This window comes from Caulobacter sp. AP07, assembly GCF_000281955.1.
In the GTDB taxonomy this organism is placed as follows: Bacteria; Pseudomonadota; Alphaproteobacteria; order Caulobacterales; family Caulobacteraceae; genus Caulobacter.
Genome location: NZ_AKKF01000249.1, coordinates 1 through 8972, shown reverse-complemented (window position 1 = coordinate 8972; position 8972 = coordinate 1). Strand labels below are relative to the sequence as shown.

Annotated in this window: 11 protein-coding genes; 6 read left to right on the top strand and 5 right to left on the bottom strand. The window is 65.2% G+C overall.

Annotated elements, in window-relative coordinates; all coding sequences use genetic code 11:
- Positions 1–99: 99 nt before the first annotated feature.
- Together PMI01_RS22380 and panD are read right to left on the bottom strand one after the other, a co-directional pair.
- Positions 100–558 carry a hypothetical protein gene (locus PMI01_RS22380; RefSeq protein WP_007674599.1) on the bottom strand — a complete coding sequence of 153 codons (459 nt, stop codon included), beginning with the start codon at positions 556–558 and terminating at the stop codon, positions 100–102.
- A 2-nt stretch (positions 559–560) separates the two neighbouring features.
- The gene (panD, locus tag PMI01_RS22375; RefSeq protein WP_007674597.1) at positions 561–917 is read right to left on the bottom strand and encodes an aspartate 1-decarboxylase; all 357 of its coding nucleotides are present in this window, start codon (positions 915–917) and stop codon (positions 561–563) included.
- Positions 918–1119: 202 nt separating this feature from the next.
- Here panD and PMI01_RS22370 point away from each other — a divergent pair, with 202 nt between their 5' ends.
- From PMI01_RS22370 to PMI01_RS27300, 5 genes are all read left to right on the top strand, one after another.
- The gene (locus PMI01_RS22370; protein ID WP_007674596.1) at positions 1120–1773 is read left to right on the top strand and encodes a hypothetical protein; all 654 of its coding nucleotides are present in this window, start codon (positions 1120–1122) and stop codon (positions 1771–1773) included.
- A 4-nt stretch (positions 1774–1777) separates the two neighbouring features.
- On the top strand, positions 1778–2683 hold the full coding sequence (locus PMI01_RS22365) for a M23 family metallopeptidase (protein WP_007674595.1): 906 nt from the start codon (positions 1778–1780) through the stop codon (positions 2681–2683).
- 21 nt (positions 2684–2704) lie between these two features.
- On the top strand, positions 2705–3121 hold the full coding sequence (locus PMI01_RS22360) for a VOC family protein (RefSeq protein WP_007674594.1): 417 nt from the start codon (positions 2705–2707) through the stop codon (positions 3119–3121).
- 127 nt (positions 3122–3248) lie between these two features.
- Positions 3249–4343 carry a DUF262 domain-containing protein gene (locus PMI01_RS22355; RefSeq protein ID WP_007674593.1) on the top strand — a complete coding sequence of 365 codons (1095 nt, stop codon included), beginning with the start codon at positions 3249–3251 and terminating at the stop codon, positions 4341–4343.
- Positions 4340–4846, top strand: a complete 507-nt coding sequence (locus tag PMI01_RS27300) for a HEPN domain-containing protein (protein ID WP_157223838.1) — start codon at positions 4340–4342, stop codon at positions 4844–4846. The genes PMI01_RS22355 and PMI01_RS27300 overlap by 4 nt, the downstream gene beginning before the upstream one ends.
- A 107-nt stretch (positions 4847–4953) precedes the next feature.
- Here PMI01_RS27300 and PMI01_RS26600 read toward each other — a convergent pair whose 3' ends face one another.
- A complete protein-coding gene (locus PMI01_RS26600) occupies positions 4954–5226 on the bottom strand; it encodes a helix-turn-helix domain-containing protein (RefSeq protein WP_081497732.1) in 273 nt (90 codons plus the stop codon).
- 71 nt (positions 5227–5297) lie between these two features.
- Here PMI01_RS26600 and PMI01_RS22350 point away from each other — a divergent pair, with 71 nt between their 5' ends.
- Complete coding sequence (locus PMI01_RS22350) at positions 5298–5813, top strand: hypothetical protein (RefSeq protein WP_007674592.1); 516 nt, start codon at positions 5298–5300, stop codon at positions 5811–5813.
- 436 nt (positions 5814–6249) lie between these two features.
- On the opposite strand, the gene PMI01_RS26240 is transcribed toward PMI01_RS22350, so the two are convergent.
- The gene (locus PMI01_RS26240) at positions 6250–6756 is read right to left on the bottom strand and encodes an Hsp20/alpha crystallin family protein (RefSeq protein WP_007674591.1); all 507 of its coding nucleotides are present in this window, start codon (positions 6754–6756) and stop codon (positions 6250–6252) included.
- A gap of 360 nt (positions 6757–7116) precedes the next feature.
- Positions 7117–8913 (bottom strand): long-chain-acyl-CoA synthetase, encoded by a 1797-nt coding sequence (locus PMI01_RS22340; protein ID WP_007674590.1) that lies wholly within the window; start codon positions 8911–8913, stop codon positions 7117–7119.
- Positions 8914–8972: the final 59 nt, after the last annotated feature.

Here is an 8972-nt window from a genome sequence, read left to right as displayed (position 1 = left end):
CGCCGCGATCAGCCGAAAGGCCGGTCGCGGCGGTTTTCGTTTGAGAGACCCCTCATCCGTCGGCTACGCCGACACCTTCTCCCGCAAGGGGAGAAGGAATCAGAGCCCCGCCTTCCTGAACGCCCGCTCGACGCGCTCCTGGACCTCGCGGCCCGGCAGGGCGCGCTCGCCCTCCATCACCGCCACGTAGGACAGGCCGCGATCCGGCCGGCCCTCGCCCACCGGGACCAGGCCCGTGGCCCAGCCGACGGTGGCGACGCCAGGGCCTGAAGGGCAGCTGGCGAACCGCGCCGGCCGGCCCGCCGCGCCCTCGAGCACCGTCTGGGCGGTGGCCGTGGCCCCCGCGCAGGTCGGCAGGTTGCGGGCGCAGGTGATGTAGCCGCCCGCCTTCCACACCACTCTGCCCGCCTTGTCGGCCAGCATCACGCAGGTGTTGGGCCCGCCGATGGCGCGGCCGACGGTCTCGGACAGCCGGGCCTCGTCGACGCCCTCGGGCAGCTTGGGCGAACAGGCGCTCAGCGCGACGGCCGCGAGCGCCAGGACGGCGAGGCCGCGCACCCTCAGGCGGCTTTCTTGATCTGGTTGCCGTTCTCCAGCAGCACCACGGTGGGGGCGTAGTTGCGCGCCTCCTCGGCCGGCATCTGGCAGTAGGCCACGACGATCACGGTGTCGTTCTTCTGCACCAGGCGGGCGGCGGCGCCGTTGACGCCGATCACCTTGGAGCCGCGCGGCGCGGCGATGGCGTAGGTGGTGAAGCGGGCGCCGGTGGTGATGTTCAGCACGTCGACCTGCTCGTTGGCCAGGATGCCGGCGGCGTCCAGCAGGTCGGTGTCGATGGCGATCGAGCCTTCGTAGTCCAGGTCGGCCTGGGTGACGGTGGCGCGGTGAAGCTTGGCCTTCATCATCGTCAGCAGCATGGCGAAATCACCCTATCCATTTGAAGAAGCTTGGGATTTATCGGGCCGCCACACACATGACCCGTGATCAGACTGGTCCTATAGCCAGGATGCCCCGCGCGTTCAATCGCGGTGCGACAATGCGGTCCCCGCCGATGAAAGGTTAACAGCGGCCCGCCGGCGCCCTATGGTTGAGCGAACGGCGTGATGCGAGGGGGCTCTCATGCGACTGGTGACGGGTATGCTGCTGGGCGTCGTCCTGGCGGCGGGGGTGCTGGGGGCGGCGGTTTCCCAGACGCGCGTCGATCCCGCGACGGGCGCGCCCGTGACGACGGCCGCCCAGCTGGCGGCGCGACGCAACGCCCTGGTCGCGGGACGCCAGCGGACGAGCGGCCGGGTCGACTGGCAGGGCGCGGTCGGCGGCCTGCGCCAGACCGGCGGGGCGGGCGAGACCCTGGCCCCCAACCTCGACAAGGCGGCGGTGGACGCCACCCGCGTGCCGATCCTGCTGCCCACCGACGCCGACCTGACGGCCGGGGCGCGGCTCTATTCGTTCGGCGACTACTACACCCTGACCGCCGACGCGCCGGGGCTGGGCGTCTCGCTCAGCGGCACGACCACGGTGGTGCCGCTGCCGGCCGCCACGCCGCTGAAGATCACCCCCGTGGGGCCCGAGGGCGCGACCAGCCAGCGCACGGTCGACGGCCAGCTGATCAGCTTCGTGCGCTACGGCGTGCTCTACACTGTCGAGGTGCGCTGCGACGCGCCCACCGACCCGCGCTGCATGGACGACAACTACGCCCAGGGGCTGGCGGCCAAGACCACCGCCGTGGTGATGGGCGCCGCCGCCCGCGCCGAAGCCGGCCTGGGGGGCTAGGCCGATGCGCAGGCTCACCGCCCTTTCGCCTCTGGTGCTGATGGCCGTCCTGGCCCTCGGCGCCTGCGAGCCCAAGACCCCGAAACCGCCGACGCCCGGCGGCGAGGTCAAGACCCCCGCCTCGCCCGAGCCCGGCGCCCCGACGCCGGAGGACGCCCCCGGTGACGGCGGCGCCGAGCAGACGCCCGGCGAGCCGATCCCGCCGGTCGCCGAGCCGCCGGTCCAACCGGCCACGCCGCCAGCCCCTACGCCCGCCACCTTCGACCATGGCCCGCCCGGCGCCATCCCGGCCGGCCAGGGCAAGGGCTATCTGGACCGCACGGTGTGGTCGCCCAGCATGTGCTGGCCGCTGGAGGAGGCGGCCTTCGCCAACTCCCAGGTCTACGGCCACGGCGGCGGCCTGGGCCCGGCCGGGACCAGCCAGTGCGACAGCGCCAACTACAGCCTGCCCTGGCGCGACAACTTCTGCGAGGCCCGCTCGCGCGACACGCCGCTGTGCGCCGGCGGCGCGGGCCACCAGGGCCAGGACATCCGCCCGGCCACCTGCAAGAAGAACCTGCACTGGGCGGTGGCCGCCGAGAAGGGCGTGATCACCGACATCGGGACCTACACCGTCACCCTGACCGCCTCGGCCGCCCCGCACCGCACCTATCGCTACCTGCACATGCAGATGGCGACCCTGGCCGTGCATGAAGGCGACGCGGTCGCCGTCGGCCAGAGGCTGGGCAAGGTGGCCAACGACTTCGCCGGCACCCCGACCACCATCCACCTGCACTTCGAAATGCGGGCCGGCGCGGCGGGCGTGACGACGGACGGCAAGACGGTGGTGCTGCACACCTTCCTGCCGCCCTATATGAGTCTGGCCGAGGCCTATCAGCGGAAGTTGAACGGAGCGGCCTGCGGCGCCTGACGGGACCCGAAGGAGGAAGCCATGCTGGCCAATCGCTCGATGCCGCGCGCCGCGGTGATACCGGAACTGGCCTATCCCGAGGTGGAGGCGGCCGTCGATTGGCTGTGCGCCGCCTTCGGCTTCACCCCGCGCCTGACGATGGGCGGCCACCGCGCCCAGCTCAATGTCGGCGACGGGGCCCTGGTCGTCACCAAGGCCCGGGGAACCCTGGCCAAGGGCGACCGCGTCCACGGCGTGATGGTCCGGGTCGACGACATCGACGCCCACCACGCCCGCGCCAAGGCGCACGGCGCCTGGATCGTCGGCCCGCCCAGCGACCACGCCTATGGCGAGCGCCAGTACGTCGCCGTCGACCTGGCCGGCCACGTCTGGACGTTCTCGCAATCGATCGCCGACGTCGACCCGGCCGACTGGGGCGGGGTGGCGGGGGAGCTGTAGGGGTGTTGGCGCTTTTCCAATTGAGCGCACTGTCACCGCAACTCCTGAGGCCGAAACACCTGTAGCTTGACGGTAAAGCTGACTGCTATCATGGCGAGAACAGCTGAACGGACGCGCGGCAAAACCGATGGACGATACAGACCTGCAACTTGATCTTTTGGTGGATGACGAAGGAGGGGAGAGCGGGGATGACGAGCCTGTACATGTTCAGTACGATATTGCGACCTATCCGTCAGACCCCACTCTAAGTGTTCTATATGACATGTGGAATGACGAGGAGATCGTTATTCCAGGATTTCAGAGAGGATATGTTTGGAATATCAAGCAAGCATCTGCTCTAATTGAATCCTTCCTGATGGGTTTACCCGTCCCCCAAGTGTTCTTTTACATCGACGATACCAAGAAAAGTTTAGTTATCGACGGTCAGCAGCGCATCATGACCGTGGTGAGCTATTTCTCTGGATATTTTGGTGACGAGTCCGAGTCTGGCAAGCGTCAGGTTTTCCGCCTCAGCGGGATTTCCAAGAAGAGTCCCTACTACAATAAGCGCTTTGAAGATCTTGAGGCGAAGGATCAGCGCGCCCTAAAAAGTTCCGTGCTTCGTGTCGTAAATATTCGCCAACTCTCGCCCGTTAGGGATGAGAGCAGTATGTATCATATTTTCGAACGCCTGAACACGGGAGGCACACCACTTCGCCCGCAGGAGATCAGAAATTGCGTCTTCCACGGCGAGATGGTCACCACATTGAAGAAGGCCAATGCGTATCCATCTTGGAGGAAGATACTTGCTCAGCCAAAACCTGACCGGCACCTTCGGGATGTCGAGGTGGTGCTGCGCGTGTGGGCGTTGACTGAGAAGAGTAAGCATTACGAAAAACCCATGAAATCTTTCTTGAATGGGTACATGAAGTCCTACGCGAAGTCCGATGGTGTGGACATTATGAGGGTGCAGCAGGCCTTTCAGGCGGCTTCCGACTTAGTCGCGAAGCATCTCCCTGAGAAGCCGTTCCACGTGAGGGGGCCTCTGAACCTCGCGGCGCTTGATTCCGTGATGTCTGTCCTCGTCGCGAACGGCGGTAAGGCACCGCACGATCTAGCAGAGCGCTATGAAAAGCTTCTCGGAGATGAAAAGTACAAGGCAGCGATATTCTATAACACTAGCGATATATCAAGCATCCGAGACCGCATGGCTGCCGCCAGGAAGCACTTGCTTGACCAATGACTTATATAGATAAGTTTAAGATCGTTGATGATTACCTAGTCCATCTTGACGAGGTAATGGGTGGTATTGGCGATCCATTTATTCAGAGCAGGTACCTAGGATTTGTCCTTATATCGGCGGTGACAGGCTACGAGTTGGCAATTAAGGACATCTTCTACGATTTCTCGGATAAGAAGCATAAGGTATTAGGAAGCGTGGCGAGGGGTCGCTTCGAACGTTTGAACGGTCAAATAAAATATCGCAATCTAGCCAACGATCACATTAAGCTTTTTGGTCAAAAATACTCTGATAAGTTCAAAAAACTTGTTGAAATGCGAGAGAAAGCCATGCTGCGAAGCGCCAGGATCAGCATGTTGAATAGCTACGACAATGTTATTTCCTGGCGCCATCAATTTGTTCACGCCGGAAGAGCGCCAAACACTACTAACTATGACGAGATCAAAGCGGCATACGCAGCAGGCAAAGAGATAATTCACTGCGTTGACGCTACGATGAGGCGGTGACTGTCAAAGCGAACGGTGGGCCGTTTTGGAGGCACCTCCAAGCAATCTCAAAGAACAGGCCTAAAACCCAAAAAGGGCCAAGCAATTCGGAAACAGGGACCCTGTTTCTAGGATCCGATTTTGAAGCGGACGCCCAGACCGCCCGCGCTTATCTCGCCGGCAACAACGAATACGACGCCGGCTTCTTCGAACGCGCGACGAACCGCCTCAATATTGGCAACGGTGCTCCGGCCGGGTCCAAGCGGCCCTTCCATGCGGCGAATGGTCGGAAGAGAGAGCTTCGCCGCTTCAGCCAACTGAGGTTGGCTCCAATCCAGAAGGCCTCGCGCGGCGCGAATCTGGCCAGCCGTGAGACTTTCGTTATTGTTTTCCGCTCTCATGATCGTTTTTCGTTGATCTCTTTTGGTCGATATGATAGGAAAACAATAACCACTGAATCAGGACCTACGCTATGGGCCAGCGTCGAAAGACGGGCGACGGCGCGCGCCTGCCTGCCATCTCACGTCGCGCCGTGATCGGCGCGGCTGGTGCGCCGTTGGCGGGGCCCGCGCGGGGATGGGCGACGACCGGCGCCGCGGACATCCCCGCGCGGTGCGCCACCTGGATCGCCCTGGACAGGGAGATCGCCCGTCTCGCCGGGCGCTGGTCCGATCTGGAGACGTTGGCGACCCGTCAGTTCGACTACTTCAAGCTATCGACCGCCCAGGTCAGCGCCTTGCCGATGGGCGCGGAGATGGACGCCATAGACGCCGAAAGTCGGCGCCTGGGCGACGCGCGCGAGGAGGCCTTGAAGCTTCTCGGCAAGCTGACGCCCCGCACCCTCCACGACGTCTCGGCCCAACTCGCGGTCGCCTGTCGCCTCCTCCAGTACGAGGAGGGGGAGGCCTGGCCCTTTGTGCGAAAGGCCTGGACCTATCTGTCGCGGTCGCATTGTCCCGGCTGTGGCGCGGCCTACGCGCCCAGCTGACGCCGCGGCCTCGAAATCTGATTTTTTTGAGTTTCCGGTGGGAACGCGGGAGGGCCAGGATCGTTCTTAGGATGGATCCAAGGCGAAAGCCTTCGATCCCGATCTGGAAGGATCACCTCGAAACCATGAGGCGATTGACCGGACCAGGAAGCCCGACGCGATCCCCCTCCCGAAAAAAGGAGGTGAACGCCGGGCTTCGCTGTATGGGCCTCCGACGACGTCGGGCGCGGCCCGGCCGCCGGGCCTTTTTCCGCACTCCATCTTTCAACCGTCATCCCGGGCCTTGTGCCCGGGATCCCTGGTTCAGCTTGCAGGTGAAGCGCTTTGGCGCGCCGGCGCGCCACCCCTCCGCACCTGCGGCGGACGGGGGGTCCCGGGCGCAAGTGCCCGGGATGGCAGTTGAAGGGGCGGCTGTAGGACCCCGCCCCTCCCCCTCTCAGTGGCGAACCCCGGTCGGGGCCGGTTCCACCGCCGAGGCGAGCTTGGGCAGGACGATTTCCAGGACGCCGTCGCGCATCGACGTCGTCATCCGGTCCGCCGCGACCCCGGGCGGCAAGGGGAAGATCCGCTCGAAATGTCCGAACCAGCGTTCGCTGCGCCGGTAGGTCTGGGTCGCCGCGTCCTGGTCCTGGGTCTTCTGGCCCTGGATCCGGAGCATGTCGCGCTCGGTCGAGACGCTGACGTCCCGGTCGGTGAGTCCCGGCAGTTCGACCGACACGACGTAGGCGTCGGCCCGTTCCCTCACGTCGATCGACGGCAGGTCCAGGAACGGCGCCGGGTTCAGGAACCGCGAGAACGGCACGGGACGCAGGCCGCTGGCCGCCTCGCGCCAGAACTCTTCGCTCCATCGCGTCATGCTGGACACGAACGCCTGGAGGGGTTCGAGCGCCTGCTCCCAAAGACGGACCGAGGCGAGCATCGCCTGGTGGCCCGCCGCCGCCATGTCCCCGCCTTCGTGGGTGAACTCGATCTTGCCTTCCCCAGGTGCGGACTTGGCTTCGGGGCCCGGCCCGTCCGCCTCGCCGGCCGGACGGAATGACGCCGGTTCGGCCGGCGGGGATGGCCCGGCCCTCTCCCGCGAGGGCCCGGCGGATGGGTTGGGTGCGGATGGGTTGGGTGTGGTGTCGCTATGAGGCTCGGCCATGATGGCGCTCCGACGATGGCCCTCCCGATCTCGGGCGGCAATCTATACCCGGCCCGATCGCGAAGCATCCCTCGCGCCGATCACAACATCGTCCCGAGATTTGACCATCGGCGCGGCCGAAAGGCTCGCCGGTTCCAGCATGCCCCTCCCCGAAGGCCCCTACAGGCGGTAGGCGCCCGCCAGGATCTTGGCGTGGACCGCCTTGGTCAGCTTCACATAGCCCTTGGCCGGATCGCGGAAATACAGCGGGTCCTTGATCCTGGCGGGGTCGAAGCCCTCCTGGACCAGGTCCATCTTGCGATATTTGAAGGTGCCGGTGGTCTCGATCTCGGGCTGCAGGCGCACGAAGATCGGCCGCGCATAGCTGGGCAGCTCGCGGTCGACATATTCGGCCAGGGCGGCGATGTCGAACTCGGGTCCGACCACCAGCGAGACCATGCCGGCCTTGCCGTCCAGGTCGCCGATCGGCACGCCGTAGACATTGATCTCCCGAACGCCCTCGACGCCGGACAAACGCTCGGACACCTCACTGGTGGCGACGTTCTCGCCCTTCCAGCGGAAGGTGTCGCCGATGCGGTCGACGAAATAGAGGTAGCCGTCGCCGTCGGAGCGCATCAGGTCGCCGGTGCGGAACCAGGCGTCGCCCTTCTGGAAGGCGTCGTGCAGGATCTTCTTCTCGGTCGCCGCCTTGTCGGCGTAGCCGGTGAAGTTGGAGCGGGCGTCGCTGGCGATATGGCCGATGCATTCGCCGACCTCGCCAGGCGCGGCCTCGATGCAGCAGCCGTTGGGGCCGCGCACCGGCGTCTCGGTCTCGACGTCGAACTTGACGATGCGGATGTTGAACTTGCTGCGCAGGTATTTCGGGATCCGGCCGATCGCCCCGCGCCGGCCGTCGAAGTTGAACAGCGAGACATTGCCCTCGGTCGCGCCGTAGAACTCCAGCACGCCGCCCACCTTGAAGCGGTCCAGCATGGTGTCCCAGACGTCGGGGCGCAGGCCGTTGCCGAAGATCAGGCGGATCTTGTGGGCCCGCTCGTTGGAGCTTTCCGGGTGGTTGGCCAGGTAGCGGCACAGCTCGCCGATATAGACGAACATCGTGCAGTTCTCGGCGACCACGTCGTCCCAGAACTGGCTGACCGAGAACTTCTTGCGCAGCACGACCGAGCCGCCGTTCAGCAGGGCCGCGCCCATGGCGCAGAGGCCGCCGGTGGCGTGGTACAGCGGCAGGGTCATGTAGATGCGGTCGGTGGCGCGGGCGTCGGTCGAACCGGCGAAGCCGCGCATATAGAGCTGGGCCCGCATGTGGGTGATGCGGGCGGCCTTGGGCATGCCGGTGGTGCCGCTGGTGAAGATGTAGAGCGCGGTGTCCTTGGCGACCAGGCCGTGGCGAGCCGTCAGGCGGTCGGGGCGCAGCTGGCTGCAGCTCTTCAGGGCGTTGACCAGGTCGCGCTGGTCGCCCGAGACGGGTCCCAGCACCCATTGCTGGATATGGCGAACGGGGTCCAGCAAGCCCTTCACCTGTTCGAAACAGGGCGAGGTCTCGGCGTCGACGATGCAGTGCAGGGCGCCCGAGATCTTCAGGCAGTGGGCCAGGGCCGGGCCGGTCAACTGGTTGTTGATCAGGGCCGTGGCCACCCCGACCTTCGACAGGCCGTACCAGATCGCCAGATATTCCAGCCGGTTGGGCATGAACAGCGCCACGGTCTGGCCGCGCGTGATCCCCTGCCCCTTGGCCCAGTGGGCGTAGCGGTTGGCGATGCCGTCCAGCTCGGCATAGGTGATGGTCTTGCCTTCGAAGGTGATCGCCGGGCTCGACGACCACTTGTCGACTGCTGCTTCCAGGTCATCGCAGACCAGGTTGGCGCTGTCGGGTGCGATGGACTTCACGCGCTTCAGGGTGCGCGTAAGCCCCTTCAGGAACCGCAGTTCACGCTTCAACCTTGCCGGCAAACTCATCGACGCACTCCGTTCAAACAACCATTGGAGAGCGGCGAGCGGCCGGGCAAGACATGGCC